This window comes from Mucilaginibacter paludis DSM 18603 (assembly GCF_000166195.2).
Classification (GTDB): Bacteria; Bacteroidota; Bacteroidia; order Sphingobacteriales; family Sphingobacteriaceae; genus Mucilaginibacter; species Mucilaginibacter paludis.
The window spans coordinates 4,059,323-4,075,656 of sequence record NZ_CM001403.1; the positions used below are offsets into that span (position 1 = coordinate 4,059,323).

The following is a 16,334-nucleotide window of genomic DNA, read 5'->3' on the forward strand; positions in this document are numbered from 1 at the left end:
GGCATCGTACTCTCTTTATAAAATAGCAGCTTCTGATATGCCGCGGATACTCAATGTATTGCCGCTTATGCTGCGTTGCCCCTGAGTGGCAGGCCACCATTAATAACAATCAAATATTATTAAGAATTTTTTTATGACACAAAATATAACCGTAGCCTTATTAGGGGGCACCGGTAAGACCGGTAGCTATTTAACTTATCAATTGTTATCACACGGATTTAAAGTACGGTCGCTTATCCGTAGGCCCGAGGTTTACCCGGTATCGCCTACCTTGATGGAGGTAGTAAAAGGGGATATTAAAGATCCCCAAACAGCGCACTTATTGTTGCAGGGCTGCGATGTGGTGATCAGCACTATAGGCCAGATAAAAGGTGAAACCTTAATATCAAGCCTGGCAACTACTAACATACTCTGCGCCATGCGCGAGTTTAATATTAAACGCTATATTTTAATTACCGGCTTAACCCTGGATATGCCAGGCGATAACAAAACGGAATATATCCGGCAGCTCACTGATTATATGAAGCAAACCTACCCTGAAATTGTTGCCGATAAACAAAGCGTAGCCGCTATTTTAGACAAAAGCGATATTGATTGGACGATAGTGCGCCTGCCTTATATTGAAACAACCGACGAGCGCTGGCATCCGGTGGTTGATCTGCATGATTGCCCCGGAGGGAAGATCAGCACCACCGATCTGGCGTATTTTCTGATCAGTCAGATCAGTGATAGGCAATATATCCGGAAGGCTCCTTTTATCGGGAGCGATAGGTAATGTTTCGGTGGTCGCGTTGGCTGGGCGGATGCTTTATCTTTGGAGTTCAGGCAGCGCGCCCTGCAGGGGCGCCTCTTCTGTCCACGCGTCATTGCAAGGAAACGAAGCAATCTCTACTTAGGTAAAGCGGCTCTGCAGGTTTGCCCTGTATAGCATAGAGATTGCTTCGTCGTCCCTCCTCGCAATGACGTTTTGGTGTTGTTTATCAAGTATATATCTTCTCTCCACGCGTCATTGCGAGGGACGAAGCAATCTTTACATAGGCAGAGCGGCTCTGTAGAGGTTAACCTATTGCCCTAACCTTTAACTTTAAGCCACTCTTCGTAACTAATTACTCCTAATTCCGGTTTGGCATCCCCATCCAAAATTGCGATAAATTCCAGGTAATGCCCATCGGGGTCAGTAAAATAAATAGCGATTGCTGGCATCCAGGCAAAAACCATTGGCTTTTCGCTTGCGTCCTTTAAAAAATTGTAAGGTTTAAGGCCACGGCTCTTCAGATAATCAACCGACTTATTTAATACATCGTCCACATCACAACGAAAGGCAAAGTGCCGTTTATCAATCTCGTCCTTGGGTTTTTCCCAAAGGCCAAGCATGGCCCCTTTCGGTTGGCCTATCCAAAAGAAAGCAATTTTCCGTTCGGCATCTTCATGACATAGCTCCAGGCCCAAAACTTGTTGATAAAAGTCTACCGACCTTTGCAGGTCTTCCACAAACAGGTGTGTTTCGTATAAGCCTTTGATCATGATTGCTTTAAGTGAATAAATTTATCAAAGCGACAGGGTAGCCACCATCAGTTCCCCCTTCAGGGGGTTAGGGGGCCAATTTTTCCTTCAAAAACCAATTTCGCCGGCCCTTCCAAAAATATATTGGTAAACCTTTCACCATCGTAATCAAAACGGATATTTAAATCGCCTCCTAATACTTTAACAGGTGTGGTAATATGTCCGCTTTGTTGGTTATGCTGTGCCATAGCTAAGGCAACCGCTGTAACACCGGTTCCACAGGCGTAAGTTTCATCTTCAACGCCGCGCTCAAAGGTGCGTACAAAGTAGCCTTCGGCCATAGGTTCAACAAAGTTGATGTTAATGCCTTTTTTACGGTAAGTAGCGTTGTTGCGGATGGCATGGCCTTCCTGGTATACGTTTTTATGTTTCAGGTCTTCTACTAATTTTACATAATGGGGTGAGCCGGTATTGAGCACATAGGCTTCGCCGTCGCGGTTAATCTGTGCTACATCAATCATTTGCAAGCTTACCCAATCGCCCTCTGCTGAAATTTTGGCATAATGCTCGCCGTCTACAGCCTGAAATTTTGTCTCGCTATCAATAATGCCCAGGTATTTGGCAAAAGCTACAATGCAGCGCCCGCCGTTGCCGCACATGCTGCTCGGCTGCCCATCGGCATTGTAGTAGATCATCTCAAAATCGTAACCTTCCTTATCCTGCAAAAACATCATCCCGTCGCCGCCCACACCAAATCGGCGGTCGCATATCTGAGCTATCCATGCCGGATTATGATGATTTACGCCGTTTTTACGGTTATCAACCAATATAAAATCGTTCCCGGCCCCCTGGTACTTATAAAACTGAATATTCACGGTATTTAAATTATGAACACAAAAATATTCATTTTAACCATAAGGTTTGTACGATTGGTTGGTCGTAATAGTCAGGTATATTTAATAGGCATAAAATAATTAACATTTTTTAACACAATATGCCGTTACTATCTATTGACTTCATAGTCTATATGGTATTAAATTTGAAATACAATTGATAGGAGAAAAAGAAAAAAACATGAAAAGATTTGGTTTAACAGTTTTAACAGCCTTTTTAGGTGGCGCTATGGCGATAGGCGCTTACAAGGTGATTGAAAACAATACAGAAAAAAACATGTCGTTTGAGGATCGCCAGAAAGTTTATTTTGCAAGTAACCGCGAACCGGTAGTAGCCTCAACCGGAAATGTTGATTTTACAGAGGCCGCCGCCGCAGTAACCCCGGCAGTAGTTTATATCCGTACCACCTATTCGGCAACCGGTGGTAGTGGGCAAGATGAGATGGAGCAAATGTTTGGTCAGATGTTTGGCCAGCGTGTACGCCCTCAAGGTCCGCAAAGAGCGTCAGGTTCGGGTGTGATCATCTCTACCGATGGTTATATCGTAACCAACAACCACGTAGTTGAAAAAGCCGATAAAATAGAAGTTACCACAAACGACAAGCGTACCTTCCAGGCCAAGGTTATTGGTACCGACCCGAATACCGACCTGGCCCTGATCAAGATCAGCGCAACCAACATGCCGATAGTAAAATTAGGTAACTCTGATGATACCCGTGTTGGCGAGTGGGTGCTGGCCGTAGGTAATCCCTTTAATTTAACCTCTACAGTAACTGCAGGTATTATTAGTGCCAAGGGCCGTAATATAGGCATTATCGGCAGCGAAAGCGATGATAACAGCAGCAACCCGTTTGGCAGCCGCACCCGCATGCAGCAAAACCTGCCTAAGAAAGGTATTGAATCGTTCATCCAGACTGATGCCGCTATTAACCCCGGTAACAGTGGAGGCGCTTTGGTAAATACCAAGGGCGAATTAATTGGTATTAACGCTGCGATAGCTTCGCAAACCGGATCGTACGAAGGCTATGGCTTTGCTATCCCGGTAAATTTGGCTAAAAAAGTATTGAACGATATTCAAAAATATGGTTCGGTAAAACGTGGTTTGGTTGGTGTTAGCTTTACCGAGCTTAACCCCGATGCAGCGCAACAGTTAGGTATTAATAATACCGTTGGTTTGTATGTGAACGATCTGGTAGTCGGCGGCGGTGCCGAACTGGCTGGTTTGCATAAAGGTGATATCATCTCTAAAGTTAACGGACATACCGTAACCGAATCATCTGATTTGCAGGAAACCGTTGGCCGCTTACAGCCTGGTGATAAAATTAACCTGACTGTTTTACGTGATGGAAGTGAGAAAAACTTCACCGTAACTTTAAAGCCAGAGTCGGCTGGAAATAGGTTGGCTGCAACCAAATCGGCAGAGGAATTGTACAATAAGTTAGGTGCTGGTTTCCAAGCTTTAAGTGGTGATCAGAAAGCGAAGTATGGTGTAAAATCTGGCGTGGTAGTAACGCAGGTTCGCCCAGGCAAAATGTTTGATGATTTAGGCGTTGAAGTTGGTTCGGTAATTACCAGCATCAACAACATGCCTATCAACAGCCCGGCCGACATTGATAAAGCACTTACCAACTTAAAAAATGGTAACCTTAAAATATCAGGTATCGATCCGCAAGGCGCAGCATTTAACAATGTGTATACTGTGCGATAATTAATTAGGTTAATTTGTTTTTAATAGGCGGCTGTTCATGTTTGGTGTGACCCCAAAAAGTTGGACAGTTTACAAAATTAAGTTTTTTGTACGAGAGCTCGGTATTCCACCGGGCTCTTTCCATTTAACCTGTTTTTTATTCTTTCATTGTTATAGTAATGAATGTATTCTTTTAACGAAGTTATAAATTCTTCCGCAGTTTCAAAGCTCTGTTTGTACAGTAATTCTGTCTTTAAGATCCCAAAGAAGCTTTCGGCCAAGGCATTATCCAAGCAGTTTCCCTTTCTGGACATGCTTTGAATAATTCCATGTTTTTCCAAAGCCTTTCTATATCCATAATGTTGATATTGCCACCCTTGGTCAGAGTGAAAAATAAGTCCCCTTATATCTTTCACTTTATCAAAAGCCTCATATAACATTTCATCTATCATCTGCATATTTGGAGATTTTGAAATACTATAAGAAATGACTTCCCCGTTGAACATGTCAATTATAGGAGATAAATAGATCTTCTCCCCTTTAATGTTCATCTGAGTGACATCCGTAGCCCATTTCTGATTAGGCAGATTTGCCTCAAAATCCCTTTCAAGTACATTAGGGGCAATTTTACCAACCTCACCTTTGTATGAGCGATAACTTACTTTCCTGATATTGCATTTTAGGCCTAATGTTCCCATCAATTTTTGGACAGTCTTGTGATTTATGCTATAACCCCGGTTCTTCATTTCGGCGGCCCCCCGCCGATAACCATATCTGCCTTTATGCAAGTGGTATATACTTGCGATCTCTTCTTTTTCATGCTTGTATTTATCATCATTTAGGCGCTTGCGATGATAATAAAATACGGAACGAGCCATCTGTTTGCAATCCAATAGAATTGAAACATCATGTTCGGGCCTTAGTTCTTCGATGGCTTTTGCCCACTCATGCGTTCGCGGGCTTCTTTTTCCTTGACTAAGGCCGTGACTTTTTTTAATAGTGCGTTCTCCGCCCGCAAACGGCTATTTTCCGCCTGGAGCTTCTCTACTTCTGTTTCAGGTTCAAGCTTCTTTGATCTTCCCATGCATTTAGGTGGTCGTCCAGGATTCTTTTGCTGGTATAGTACTGCATATCCCTCAACCCGTACTGATCTTACCCAGCGCTCTAAAGCAGTCTTGCTTAATCTATATTCCAGAACAACCTGATTTTAAAGGTACTTTTTTTTCTATGACAAGCCTTACAACTTCTTCTTTGAAATCAGGCGTGGGCTTGACGTTAGGTTGTTTGAGCAGCCCACTTTCGCCATAAAGATCATATTTCCGAACCCATTCCAATATCATGCCTTCACGGATATGGCGTTCGCGGGATATCCGTAGAATCGGCTTTCCCTTTCTTACTTGAGAAACTACATCAAGTTTCTCTTCAAATGTGTGCTTTGACATAAATAATAAACCCCAAAAGTTTTTGTCTAACTTTTGGGGTTCACTTCAGTTTTTTGGACAGCCGCTTTTTTTGTGCCCCCGGCAATAATGAATTCAGTTTACCACAAGTTGAAATTTGGCGAAGGGATTCTTGGACTGCAATATCATATTGGTAATTTCCGTATTAGCTTTTGTGTACAAAAAACATAGTGTACTATTTTTTATAAATTTGTGCCGATGATATGTGATAGATTAGTGTTCCCGTTTTTAGACCAAACATTACTATTGCTTTGCCAGAAAGCGATATATTGGGAAGAGGAAAAAGCATTAATAGCAGCTGATGTGCATTTAGGGAAAGGCGGCCATTTTCGCAAGGCCGGGATAGCCGTTCCGCGTGAGCTGGCGCAGGATGACCTGGCGGTACTATCGGACCTGATCCGTGAGCACCACCCGGAAAAGCTTATTTTTTTGGGCGATTTATTTCATAGCGATATCAATACCGATTGGGATTGGTTTGCACTGTGGCGCGAACAATTCCCCAAACTGGAGATCATCCTGATCCGTGGTAACCACGATGTGATCCATGATAGCCACTATCAGCAACTCCATATTTCGCTTCATGAGCAAATGCAGATCGGCCCCTTCCTGATGCTGCATCATCCCTTGCCTCCGTTAAAGCTGGAGCAGGCTTCCGGCTATGTATTATGCGGGCATATTCATCCGGGCGTACTATTGCGTGGCCGTGGCAGGCAATCCATTACTTTACCTTGTTTCGCTTTCGCGGATAAGCAGGCTATACTACCTTCATTCGGACGATTTACCGGACGTGTGGCCATCCAGCACCAGCAAACCGACCAGGTGTTCGGGGTGCTGAGTGATAAAGTGGTTAGGGTTTGAGTTTTGCCGCTTCAAATTTAAAATGGCGTCTTCTTAAGTTGTTGGCTATCAGTGTGAAGACACTCTCGATCATGTCATCCCGACGCGAGGAGGGATCTTCTAAAAGCGTTAAGTGTGCATCATATTAGGTGCGCTGATTATCAATGTGCTATTTTTGCTCCGATAATCAGTAGTACTTAATTTAGATCATCGGCACGCTCAATCGCCGCGTGAAGGGCTTGTTACTTTTTGTCTTGATACAAAAAGTAACCAAAAAAATCAAGACTGCCCGATCCTTCCGCCCACAGGCCAACACCCGGCCCGGCGTGCAGTCTGGCCTTTACGCGCTTTTCCTATCTGCGTTTGGTAATCACGAAGTTCCAAACGTCATTCCTGTTTTTTTCCGTTGGCCGGTTAATTTTGATCATCTAAGCCCTATCCAAACACTCCCCGGTAGCTCGATAGAAGGCCTTTAAAAATTGGTCCTAATAAACCAGCGTGCATAATCTCCCAAAGTACTGTGTTGGGGTTAAAAAAAGCGGCGGCCTTGTGCGATTCCTTCCCTTGGGAAGGTGCAGGAAGGGGTTTATACGCCCACCTTGACGCCATCCCTGTTTTTTTCGGTTTGCCGGGGCGCTTACTTAGCATGAGGATTGGTGTGGCGTAAATGGAAGTGGGGAGCTTCAAATAAACTCCCCGCTAACCTCAACGATGTTTTTCTAAATACTGCGTTGCCTCTAACGCGATGCTTGATAGCGTGATGTCTTTTTTATAAACCTTCCAGTCGGCATCCACCAGGTAATAGGTTGGAAGCGTGCTGATGGCCCAGTTTAGCGCATTTGGCGAATCGTTACCCTTCAGGTCGCTCATTTGCGGCCAGGGCAGTTTATCATCTTTTACGGCGGTGCTCCACCACAGCGGTTTACTATCCAGCGAAACGCTGATTACCTGGAAGCCGCGCTTATTGAGGTTGGAATAGATCTCCATGATCTTTTCGTGGTTGGTACGGCTCAACTGGTTGGCAGATCGCCAGAAATCAATTAAAAAAAGTTTCTTACCGGCGGTTATCGAGCTAAACGGTTTTCCGTCGAAGGTTTTTCCGGCAATCTCCGGCGCTTTTTTACCTGGTTGCAACTGCCCCACAATCTGTAGGCTTTTGGACAACTCTTTACCATCATCGCTATTTTTTGCAGCGGGGCTCAGTTGCTTGTATAATTTAAGGTAACTCTCGGGGTTATCGGCATAGTTTTGCTTGCTCATAAAATGGGCTGCCAGCTCACTTTCAGGATATTTTTTGATGTACTGCTCCAGCGCCTGGTACTGCAGGTTATGTTCTTTAGCTTCGGCATCGGCTATCTTAATGAGCAGTAATTTATAAGCCTCTTTGGATAAACTACGCGATTTGGCTTCCAACTCGCTGTTAAGCCTTATCTTTTGTTCGGTTGCCGCACCGCCTAATTGTTGGTAAATGGCGTTATAGTTGTTAATTTCCTGCTGCTTTTTCGAGTCGGTTTCAATTTTAGGGTAGCGTTGCAAATCACCACCTTCGGTTGTAACGGTATACTTGCCGGGCTCCAGATAAACCTCGAAAGGCAAATGCTCTTTATCGTTATCTTTTACAATATCCATCAGGTAAAAGCCCGGCTGTTCCAGCATCCCCTTTACATCGCATTTACCGTCTTTGATGTTTTCCCCGAAAAGGGTTTGCCTACCCTGGTCTTTCACCACAAAAACCGCGTTGCTTATGCCCGGCGTGGCTACGCTAAACTCAATAGCCTTCGGGTTGGAGCAGGCTGATAACAAGGCCACAGCAAGCAGGCCCAAGGTGTAATGCTTTTTCATAGTTAGTTTGATGCAGCTAATATAAATTTTTACCTCATATCCTGTATTTCCTCAAAGTTATATTAGAATGTTTCTAAATAAATCATAAAACGTTAATAAGCCGAATCCATTTATATCTTTTGCTATTTAATAAATACTTTTGCCAGAAATAAATCTAACACAACACGTAATGAGCGAATTTAAACAAACCTTTAACTCTTCATTGGGCAAAAAGCTGATCATGGCTTTAACAGGATTGTTTCTTTGTACTTTTTTAATAGTGCATCTGGGGGGTAACCTGCTATTGTTTAATAATGATAACGGGTATAGTTTTAATGTGTATGCTAACTTTTTAACGCATTTCCCTCCAATTGAAGTCATAGCTTATATACTATACATTAGTATATTGGTACACGCACTTTATGCCACTATCCTTACCATTCAAAACCGCAGGGCAAGGCCGGTGTCTTATGCTTCAAGGCCAAAGTCGCCAACGTCGTGGTCATCACAAAACATGGGTTTATTAGGCTCCATTTTGTTTTTGTTCCTGGTGATTCACATGAGCGATTTCTGGTATAAATACAAGTACACTGATACAATAGGCTTTAAAGAGTACCGTACCGACTTATCAAGCGGTAAAACCACCGCCGCAGATTTTAAACCGGAGGCTGCCGATTTTGAACACTCTGTTTCTACCGAAAACAATGTAGAAATTGTAAGGGTTAAAAACATCCATGCCAAGGTTTCAGAAAGTTTCAGCAACATCTGGTATGTTATTATTTATGTGATCGCTATGGGAGCCTTAGCGTTCCACTTGCTTCACGGCTTCCAGAGCGCCTTCCGCACCATGGGGTGGGTACACCGTAAATATACCCCTGTTGTATACTTTATAGGTACCTGGCTTTTTGCCGTTATTATCCCGTTAGGGTTTGCGGCCATGCCAATTGTATATTTCTTCACCAAACAATAATTATAAACCTGAAGGCATAAACCTTAAGGTGTAAGACTATAAATTATATATAAAATATGATCTTAGACGCTAAAATTCCAGCAGGCCCATTAGCCGAAAAATGGAGCAAGCATAAGTTTAACCTTAAACTGGTTAACCCTGCAAACAAGCGTAAATATGATGTTATTGTAGTAGGTACTGGTTTGGCGGGTGCTTCGGCAGCGGCTTCACTGGCTGAGCTTGGCTATAATGTAAAAGCATTTTGCTTTCAGGATAGTCCGCGCAGGGCACACTCCATTGCAGCACAGGGAGGTATTAACGCCGCAAAAAACTATCGTAATGATGGCGACAGCGTTTACCGTTTGTTTTATGATACAATTAAAGGAGGTGATTACCGCGCCCGCGAGGCAAACGTTTACCGCTTGGCCGAGGTATCGGTTAACATTATCGACCAATGCGTTGCACAAGGTGTTCCTTTTGCACGCGAATACGGCGGCTTGTTAGATACCCGTTCTTTTGGTGGCGCGCAGGTGTCCAGAACGTTTTATGCCCGCGGCCAAACCGGACAACAATTGTTGTTAGGTGCTTACTCTGCCCTAAACCGCCAGATTCACTTAGGTAAAGTGAAAATGTATACCCGTACCGAAATGCTGGATGTGGTAGTGGTTGATGGCAAAGCACAAGGTATAGTTACGCGTAACTTAAAAAGCGGCGCTATTGAAACACACACTGGCCATGCCGTATTGTTATGCACCGGTGGCTATGGTAACGTGTTCTACCTTTCAACAAATGCTATGGGCTGTAATGTAACCGCAGCCTGGAGGGCACACAAACGCGGTGCGTTTTTTGGAAACCCTTGCTATACTCAAATTCACCCTACCTGTATCCCGGTTTCGGGCGATCATCAGTCTAAACTGACTTTGATGTCCGAATCTTTACGTAACGATGGCCGCGTTTGGGCGCCAAAAACAGTTGAGCTGGCTCAAAAACTGCGTAAAGGCGAATTAAAGGTAATCGACTTAAAAGAAGAAGACAGGGATTATTTCCTGGAAAGAAAATATCCATCTTTTGGTAACCTGGTACCGCGCGACGTAGCTTCGCGTAATGCTAAAGAAGTCGTTGACGAGGGTAAGGGTGTAGGCGCATCCGGGGTGGCCGTGTACCTTGATTTTGCCGATGCGATAGCTCGTTTAGGCGAAGACGAGGTAAGGGCGAGATACGGTAACTTGTTCGATATGTATTACCAGATTACCGACGAAAACCCTTACAAAATACCGATGCGAATCTATCCGGCGGTACACTATACTATGGGCGGGCTTTGGGTTGATTATAACTTAATGACCACTATACCTGGTTTATATTGTTTAGGTGAGGCTAATTTTTCTGATCACGGTGCAAACCGCTTAGGTGCTTCAGCACTGATGCAGGGATTATCCGACGGTTATTTTGTGATCCCTTATACTTTGGGAGATTACCTGGCTACCATTGGCCCTAAACCTGTTGATAAAAACCATCCGGCTTTTGAGCAAACCAAGAAGGAGGTTTTAGAGCGGATTGAAAAATTACTTGCCCTTAAAGGCACCAAAACGGTTGACGAATATCACCGGGAATTGGGCCACATTATGTGGGAATATTGCGGAATGGCCCGTACTGCCGAAGGCTTAACTAAGGCAAAAGGTTTGATCCAAACGCTAAAGGCTGATTTCTGGAAAAACGCTATCGTACTTGGAGAAAATGAGGAGTTTAACTCATCTTTAGAAAAAGCCGGTCGAGTAGCTGATTTTATTGAACTGGGCGAACTGATGGTTGATGATGCTTTAATGCGTCATGAATCGTGCGGTGGCCACTTCAGGGTAGAGTCGCAAACGGAAGAAGGTGAAGCTTTACGCGACGACGAGCACTTTGCTTTTGTTGCCGCCTGGGAATACAAAGGCGAAAATCAGCCCGAAGTATTGAACAAGGAAGAGCTGATTTATGAAAATGTTAAATTAACGCAGAGAAGTTATAAGTAGTATTGCGTAGTGCGTATTGAGATGTGCGATGATAATCTTGATACCCCCTATGCAATAATTAAATAATTAAATTAGAATTGCTAAGCGTGCCGAGAGGGCTTAAAATATCTCAATACGCGTTACGCAATACTCAATACTAAAAACATGAGTACTAACGGAAATATGAACCTGACGCTTAAAGTATGGCGTCAAAAAAACTCGGAAACACCGGGCAAACTGGTTACCTACAAAGCTGATGGTATTTCTCCGGACATGTCGTTCCTGGAAATGCTTGATGTGGTTAATGAGAGCCTGATCCACAAAGGTGAAGATCCTATTCACTTTGATCATGATTGCCGCGAAGGTATCTGCGGTATGTGCTCATTATACATTAACGGACAGCCCCATGGCCCCAAAAGAGCTATCACCACGTGCCAGTTACACATGCGTAGCTTTCATGACGGGCAAACCATTACCATTGAGCCTTGGCGCGCGGCAGCTTTCCCGGTTGTCAAGGATCTGGCTACAGACCGTTCTGCTTTCGACAGGATCCAGCAGGCAGGTGGCTACGTTTCTGTAAATACAGGTGGCGTGCCTGATGCTAACGCGATAGCCATCCCTAAGGTAATTGCCGATGAGGCATTCAACTCAGCTACCTGTATAGGTTGCGGTGCTTGTGTTGCAGCATGTAAAAATGCATCGGCTATGCTGTTTGTGTCTGCCAAAATATCGCAGTTCGCTTTATTGCCGCAAGGGCAGCCGGAGCGTTATCGCAGGGCACAATCTATGGTTGCTCAAATGGATGCCGAAGGCTTTGGAAGCTGTACCAATACCGGTGCCTGCGAAGCGGAATGTCCTAAAGAGATCAGCCTGGTTAACATTGGCCGCATGAATAATGATTATCTGAGTGCCAAGTTATTCCGCCAGGAAGAAATTACTCACCACGAAGAATAGTAAAAATCTACTACCCGATATAGAAAGCGCCTGATTAATGATTGGGCGCTTTTTTTTGTGATTTTAAGCTATCATTATCCCAGATACTGCTTCAGTAAAGTTTTAGGCGCTCTTGCCAGCCAGGCATCGCCTAAAAGCTTTTTCAAATCCTCTGGTTGCACCCGAGCCAGTGTTACTAAAATATAATCGGAGTTAAGGTAATGATCGGTAATAAAAAATGTTTCAGGGTCAATATCCATCCAGGTTTCTCTTGTTTTGGTATGGATCACCAAGGTTTCGCCGTCTTCTTTCATCCGGGCCAGTAGTTTTTTCTGAACATAAAAGCCTTCGGTACCATAGCAAATACCTTCCCTTGTTCCGGGCATGGCCGAAATGATGTCGCGGATATATTGGAGGTAAATTAACGTATTGGTATGCATTACACTAAAATAAAGCTTTTAAAACATTTTGAATGTAAATGCTTTATCTTTTTATGAGTATGTCTGATCAATCTTTTCGCGAGGCTTTTAAGCCGCTTCATATTCCAGCCCATTATGATGCTGGCGATAGTGATGAAAATAAAATTGTATATGTCCTGGCGCAGTTGGGCGAGGGTACGGCAGATGATGTTGCAATTAAACTTCACGAATTAGACCCGTCCATTGATGTGCAGGCTTTTAAAGCTGTGGTAGCGTCTGTATTGGGTGATTTATATGAAAAGGGGTTGCTAAAGGGAGAGGAGAGTAGCAGCGCTGTGCGATATAATTTAAGTAAAATAACAGAAGCTAATGACGGAACGGTCAATCCGGATCTGTTGGCGCCGGGCTTGGATTAGTATCATCCGCAGTCAAAGCCTTTTTAAAGGTTCGGTTAACATAATTATAACGCCTATAGTCCGTTTATAACGCAATGTTTATTACATTAGCTTAATAAACCATGAAGGCAGTTAGTAATTACAATTTACTGATAGAGAAGATAGATACGTTTATACGCAGGTATTATTTAAATAAGCTGTTGCGTGGCGTGATTTTTTTAGGTGCTATCTTATTTTCGGGATTTGTAGTTGTTACGTTAAGCGAATATTGGGGCAACTTTAGTACCCTGTGGCGTGGTGTTTTATTTTTTGGTTACATCGTACTTAATATAGCCGTGTTTGGCTGGTTGGTTTTACCGCCCTTATTAGCCTATTTTAAGTTGGGTAGCGGTATTACACATGCAGAGGCCGCGCAGATCATCGGGACTCATTTTACTGATGTTCAGGACAAGTTGCTCAATACCCTTCAACTCAAAAAACTGTCTGACGAAAACCCTGAACATCGCTTGTTGATTGAAGCCAGTATCGATCAAAAAATAGTTTCGCTCACGCCCGTCAGTTTCCCGTCGGCTATCCGCATCAAAGAAAATTTAAAGCATTTAAAATGGGCGCTGGCACCGTTAGGCATTATCGTTATATTGGCATTTACAGCCCCCGCAATGCTGAAGGATAGTACAGAGCGGTTAATTAAGCACAACCAATATTTCGCACCAAAATCGCCCTTCCAGTTTGTTATTGTTAATTCCAGGCTTTCAGCAGTACAGGGCGAAGATTTTAAGCTGGAGCTAAGGCTTACCGGCGATAAGTTTCCGAATGATATTTACCTTGAAACCGGGAAAATCACCTTTAAATTAGATAAAGAAAATATTAGCCGTTTCCATTACCTGTTTTCTAATTTACAACAGAATTTGAAATTCAGACTACTGGGTAACGATTTTTCTTCGCCCGAGTACGAGATCAGCGTAAACCTCAAACCATCGCTTCTGCACTTCGATGTCAGCTTGCAATATCCTGCATATATTCATAAAAAAAACGAGCAGCTTAACAACGCCGGCGATTTAACCATACCCCTGGGCACCAATGTGCATTGGGCCTTACATACGCAAAACGCCAACGGTGTGCGCTTTGAAATGAATGGCCACGCGGAGCAACTATTAAGTAACAACAATACGTTTTTACATAACGAAAAGATACTGAAGCCCGGCACCTATACCATTAAAGCCATTAACCCCAATGTTGCCAATGGCGATTCCGCCACCTACCGCATTAACGTGATTGCCGACCAGCCGCCCGGTATCGAGGTGAATGAAAAGCCTGATTCGATAAGCTCAAAAGCGATCTATTTTAACGGGAAGATACAAGACGACTACGGCTTTTCAAGTCTCAGTTTTCATTACGCCATAGCATCTCATCAGGGCGAAAAGCCACGGTTATTTACAAAAACAGTAAAAGCCGATCTGGCTGCCAGTCAGGCTGATTTTTTTTACTTCTGGAACCTGAAAGAGCTGGATGCCAAACCGGGAGAAGAGGTTACCTATTATTTTGAGGTTGCCGATAACAACACGGTTACAGGCCCGCAGAAGGTCCGTTCGGCCGAACATACTCTCCACGTGCCTACCGACAAGGAATTAAATGCGCAGCTGGATGCCGGTACGCAATCTGTAAAACAGAAAATGCAATCGGCCATTAAGCTTGCAAGTCAGTTGGAGAAAGATGCTAAAAAGCTGAATGAGTTGCTGCTGAACAAGAATTCTCTGTCTTTTGATGAGAAAAAACAGATAGAGGACCTGATGCAAAAGCGCAAGGACCTGGAAAGCCTGGTGCAGGATATCAAAAAAGAGAACAAACAGAATTTAACAAACCGCCAGGAAAACAAACAGGAGGAAAAAGAGATACTGGATAAACAAAAGCAGATAGAAAACCTGTTTAATAATGTGCTGGACGAAAAAACCCGCGAACTGTTGAAAAACCTGCAGCAGATGCTGGAGCAAAATCAGAAGGACCCGGTTCAGGATGAGGTATCTAAAATGCAGACAGACAATAAATCGCTCAAAAAAGAACTCGACCGGATGCTGGAGCTTTATAAACAACTGGAGATTGAGCAAAAGTTAAAGGAAAATATTGATCAATTGAATAAGCTGGCTGATAAGCAGCAGAAATTAGCAGATGAGAGCAGAAAGGGCAATGCTGATCAAAAATCATTGCAAAAACAGCAAAATGATATCAAGAAGGACTTTAAGGATGTAGAGAAATCACTTGATGATGTAAAGCAAAAAAATGAGGAATTGGATAAGAAAAACAATTTTGAAGATCCGAAGGCCGATGAACAAAAAATTAACGAGCACATGGATAAAAGTGCCGACGATTTAAGTAAAAACAATAAGGCGAAGGCATCACAATCACAACAGCAGGCCGGTAAACAAATGCAAGCCCTGGCGCAAAAGCTTCAGCAAATGCAGCAGGATGGTGAAGAGCAGGAAAACCAGGTGAATACGCAGCAGTTAAGGGAATTGATAAAAAATCTGGTCAATAACTCCTTCGATCAGGAAAAAACAATGCAGGCATTACGCGGTTTAAATAACGCCGACCCTGCTTATATTAGCTGGACGCAAAAGCAAAAGGACATTAAGGATAATATGAAAAATGTGGAAGATAGCTTATATTCATTAAGTAAGCGCGTTCCGCAAATACAATCAACGGTAAATAAGGAAGTTGCAATAATTAATAGTAATATTGACGATGCTTTAAACAGTTTAGGAGACCGGCGGACAGCTGAGGCTAACCGGAACCAGCAATACGCCATGACATCTATGAATAATTTGGCATTAATGTTGGCAGAAGCGTTGGATCAGTTACAGAATGCCAGCAAGAACAGTAAAGCCGGAAAGGGTAAAAAGAAGCAGCAGTCCTTATCGCAGTTGAGCCAGATGCAGCAAAAGCTTAACCAGAATATGCAAAAAATGCGTGAGCAAATGCAGCAAAAAGGTAACAAGGGCCAGCAAAGCGAACAGGGACAGATGAGCGAGCAATTTGCTAAAATGGCAAGAGAGCAGCAGCTAATTAGGCAGGGTTTGCAGCAAATTAACGAAAGTGATAATAAAGATGGACGAAAAGGCTTAGGAAATCTGGACAATATTTCCAAAGAAATGGAACAAACGGAAAAGGATCTCGTAAACAGGAAAATACTGGACGAAACCATTAAGCGGCAGCAGCAGATAAAGACCCGTTTGCTGGAGGCCGAAAAGGCAGATCAGGAACGTGAGCAAGACCAGCAAAGGGATAGCAAAGCCGGTAAGGATACGCCACCTGGGTATATCAAAGCGCTGCAAATGTACCAGCAGATGAAAAACCAGCAAACTGAACAAATACATACCGTTTCGCCCACGTTAAATTATTATTATAAGTCCAAAATAAAAGTATATTTTGATCAAATTAATGGTAGATAG

The 16,334-nt window shown here is 43.4% G+C and carries 16 protein-coding genes; 9 read left to right on the forward strand and 7 right to left on the reverse strand.

What is annotated here, in order from left to right:
- Nucleotides 1-133 precede the first annotated feature (133 nt).
- Nucleotides 134-775: an NAD(P)-dependent oxidoreductase gene (locus tag MUCPA_RS17210; RefSeq protein WP_008508111.1), complete on the forward strand. Its 642-nt coding sequence runs from the start codon at nt 134-136 to the stop codon at nt 773-775.
- 296 nt (nt 776-1,071) lie between these two features.
- On the opposite strand, the gene MUCPA_RS17215 is transcribed toward MUCPA_RS17210, so the two are convergent.
- Together MUCPA_RS17215 and dapF are read right to left on the reverse strand one after the other, a co-directional pair.
- The gene (locus tag MUCPA_RS17215; RefSeq protein ID WP_008508112.1) at nt 1,072-1,524 is read right to left on the reverse strand and encodes a VOC family protein; all 453 of its coding nucleotides are present in this window, start codon (nt 1,522-1,524) and stop codon (nt 1,072-1,074) included.
- Nucleotides 1,525-1,583: 59 nt separating this feature from the next.
- Nucleotides 1,584-2,378, reverse strand: a complete 795-nt coding sequence (dapF, locus tag MUCPA_RS17220; RefSeq protein ID WP_008508113.1) for a diaminopimelate epimerase — start codon at nt 2,376-2,378, stop codon at nt 1,584-1,586.
- Nucleotides 2,379-2,577: 199 nt separating this feature from the next.
- Between dapF and MUCPA_RS17225 the strand changes: the two genes are divergently transcribed.
- A complete protein-coding gene (locus MUCPA_RS17225; RefSeq protein ID WP_040626097.1) occupies nt 2,578-4,104 on the forward strand; it encodes a trypsin-like peptidase domain-containing protein in 1,527 nt (508 codons plus the stop codon).
- Between the two features lie 77 nt (nt 4,105-4,181).
- Here the strand turns inward: MUCPA_RS17225 and MUCPA_RS17230 are convergent, their stop codons facing one another.
- The 3 genes from MUCPA_RS17230 to MUCPA_RS37810 all read right to left on the reverse strand — a co-directional run bounded on the left by MUCPA_RS17230 (nt 4,182) and on the right by MUCPA_RS37810 (nt 5,525).
- Nucleotides 4,182-5,081 carry an IS3 family transposase gene (locus MUCPA_RS17230; RefSeq protein WP_157544149.1) on the reverse strand — a complete coding sequence of 300 codons (900 nt, stop codon included), beginning with the start codon at nt 5,079-5,081 and terminating at the stop codon, nt 4,182-4,184.
- Entirely contained in the window at nt 5,003-5,167 is a 165-nt protein-coding gene (locus tag MUCPA_RS38300; protein WP_169316183.1) for a hypothetical protein, read from the reverse strand. Before MUCPA_RS38300 ends, MUCPA_RS17230 begins: the two co-directional genes overlap by 79 nt.
- A gap of 100 nt (nt 5,168-5,267) precedes the next feature.
- The gene (locus MUCPA_RS37810) at nt 5,268-5,525 is read right to left on the reverse strand and encodes a helix-turn-helix domain-containing protein (protein ID WP_040626099.1); all 258 of its coding nucleotides are present in this window, start codon (nt 5,523-5,525) and stop codon (nt 5,268-5,270) included.
- A gap of 216 nt (nt 5,526-5,741) precedes the next feature.
- Between MUCPA_RS37810 and pdeM the strand changes: the two genes are divergently transcribed.
- Both pdeM and MUCPA_RS38305 read left to right on the forward strand, forming a co-directional pair.
- On the forward strand, nt 5,742-6,401 hold the full coding sequence (pdeM, locus tag MUCPA_RS17240; RefSeq protein WP_008508116.1) for a ligase-associated DNA damage response endonuclease PdeM: 660 nt from the start codon (nt 5,742-5,744) through the stop codon (nt 6,399-6,401).
- A 233-nt stretch (nt 6,402-6,634) separates the two neighbouring features.
- Nucleotides 6,635-6,856: a hypothetical protein gene (locus MUCPA_RS38305; protein ID WP_169316184.1), complete on the forward strand. Its 222-nt coding sequence runs from the start codon at nt 6,635-6,637 to the stop codon at nt 6,854-6,856.
- 229 nt (nt 6,857-7,085) lie between these two features.
- Here the strand turns inward: MUCPA_RS38305 and MUCPA_RS17250 are convergent, their stop codons facing one another.
- The gene (locus MUCPA_RS17250) at nt 7,086-8,222 is read right to left on the reverse strand and encodes a redoxin domain-containing protein (RefSeq protein WP_008508117.1); all 1,137 of its coding nucleotides are present in this window, start codon (nt 8,220-8,222) and stop codon (nt 7,086-7,088) included.
- A 169-nt stretch (nt 8,223-8,391) separates the two neighbouring features.
- On the opposite strand from MUCPA_RS17250, the gene MUCPA_RS17255 reads away from it, so the two are divergent.
- The 3 genes from MUCPA_RS17255 (at nt 8,392) to MUCPA_RS17265 (ending at nt 12,095) form a co-directional block, all read left to right on the forward strand.
- Nucleotides 8,392-9,171, forward strand: a complete 780-nt coding sequence (locus MUCPA_RS17255) for a succinate dehydrogenase cytochrome b subunit (protein ID WP_008508120.1) — start codon at nt 8,392-8,394, stop codon at nt 9,169-9,171.
- A 56-nt stretch (nt 9,172-9,227) separates the two neighbouring features.
- Nucleotides 9,228-11,162, forward strand: a complete 1,935-nt coding sequence (locus MUCPA_RS17260) for a fumarate reductase/succinate dehydrogenase flavoprotein subunit (RefSeq protein ID WP_008508122.1) — start codon at nt 9,228-9,230, stop codon at nt 11,160-11,162.
- A gap of 144 nt (nt 11,163-11,306) precedes the next feature.
- On the forward strand, nt 11,307-12,095 hold the full coding sequence (locus tag MUCPA_RS17265; protein WP_008508125.1) for a succinate dehydrogenase/fumarate reductase iron-sulfur subunit: 789 nt from the start codon (nt 11,307-11,309) through the stop codon (nt 12,093-12,095).
- Between the two features lie 74 nt (nt 12,096-12,169).
- Here MUCPA_RS17265 and MUCPA_RS17270 read toward each other — a convergent pair whose 3' ends face one another.
- Complete coding sequence (locus tag MUCPA_RS17270) at nt 12,170-12,514, reverse strand: MmcQ/YjbR family DNA-binding protein (protein WP_008508127.1); 345 nt, start codon at nt 12,512-12,514, stop codon at nt 12,170-12,172.
- A 59-nt stretch (nt 12,515-12,573) separates the two neighbouring features.
- On the opposite strand from MUCPA_RS17270, the gene MUCPA_RS17275 reads away from it, so the two are divergent.
- Nucleotides 12,574-12,909, forward strand: a complete 336-nt coding sequence (locus MUCPA_RS17275) for a hypothetical protein (RefSeq protein WP_233276880.1) — start codon at nt 12,574-12,576, stop codon at nt 12,907-12,909.
- A gap of 101 nt (nt 12,910-13,010) precedes the next feature.
- Nucleotides 13,011-16,334: a DUF4175 family protein gene (locus MUCPA_RS17280; protein WP_008508131.1), complete on the forward strand. Its 3,324-nt coding sequence runs from the start codon at nt 13,011-13,013 to the stop codon at nt 16,332-16,334.

What these genes read in the sequence shown, in the direction of transcription:
- MUCPA_RS17225 (WP_040626097.1), top strand. Translation starts at nt 2,578, where the DNA reads ATGAAAAGATTTGGTTTAACAGTTTTAACAGCCTTTTTAGGTGGCGCT.
- MUCPA_RS17210 (WP_008508111.1), top strand. Translation starts at nt 134, where the DNA reads ATGACACAAAATATAACCGTAGCCTTATTAGGGGGCACCGGTAAGACC.
- MUCPA_RS17275 (WP_233276880.1), top strand. Translation starts at nt 12,574, where the DNA reads ATGTCTGATCAATCTTTTCGCGAGGCTTTTAAGCCGCTTCATATTCCA.
- MUCPA_RS17255 (WP_008508120.1), top strand. Translation starts at nt 8,392, where the DNA reads ATGAGCGAATTTAAACAAACCTTTAACTCTTCATTGGGCAAAAAGCTG.
- MUCPA_RS17280 (WP_008508131.1), top strand. Translation starts at nt 13,011, where the DNA reads ATGAAGGCAGTTAGTAATTACAATTTACTGATAGAGAAGATAGATACG.
- MUCPA_RS17260 (WP_008508122.1), top strand. Translation starts at nt 9,228, where the DNA reads ATGATCTTAGACGCTAAAATTCCAGCAGGCCCATTAGCCGAAAAATGG.
- pdeM (WP_008508116.1), top strand. Translation starts at nt 5,742, where the DNA reads ATGATATGTGATAGATTAGTGTTCCCGTTTTTAGACCAAACATTACTA.
- MUCPA_RS17270 (WP_008508127.1), bottom strand. Translation starts at nt 12,514, where the DNA reads ATGCATACCAATACGTTAATTTACCTCCAATATATCCGCGACATCATT.
- MUCPA_RS38300 (WP_169316183.1), bottom strand. Translation starts at nt 5,167, where the DNA reads ATGGGAAGATCAAAGAAGCTTGAACCTGAAACAGAAGTAGAGAAGCTC.
- MUCPA_RS17265 (WP_008508125.1), top strand. Translation starts at nt 11,307, where the DNA reads ATGAGTACTAACGGAAATATGAACCTGACGCTTAAAGTATGGCGTCAA.
- MUCPA_RS37810 (WP_040626099.1), bottom strand. Translation starts at nt 5,525, where the DNA reads ATGTCAAAGCACACATTTGAAGAGAAACTTGATGTAGTTTCTCAAGTA.
- MUCPA_RS17215 (WP_008508112.1), bottom strand. Translation starts at nt 1,524, where the DNA reads ATGATCAAAGGCTTATACGAAACACACCTGTTTGTGGAAGACCTGCAA.
- MUCPA_RS17250 (WP_008508117.1), bottom strand. Translation starts at nt 8,222, where the DNA reads ATGAAAAAGCATTACACCTTGGGCCTGCTTGCTGTGGCCTTGTTATCA.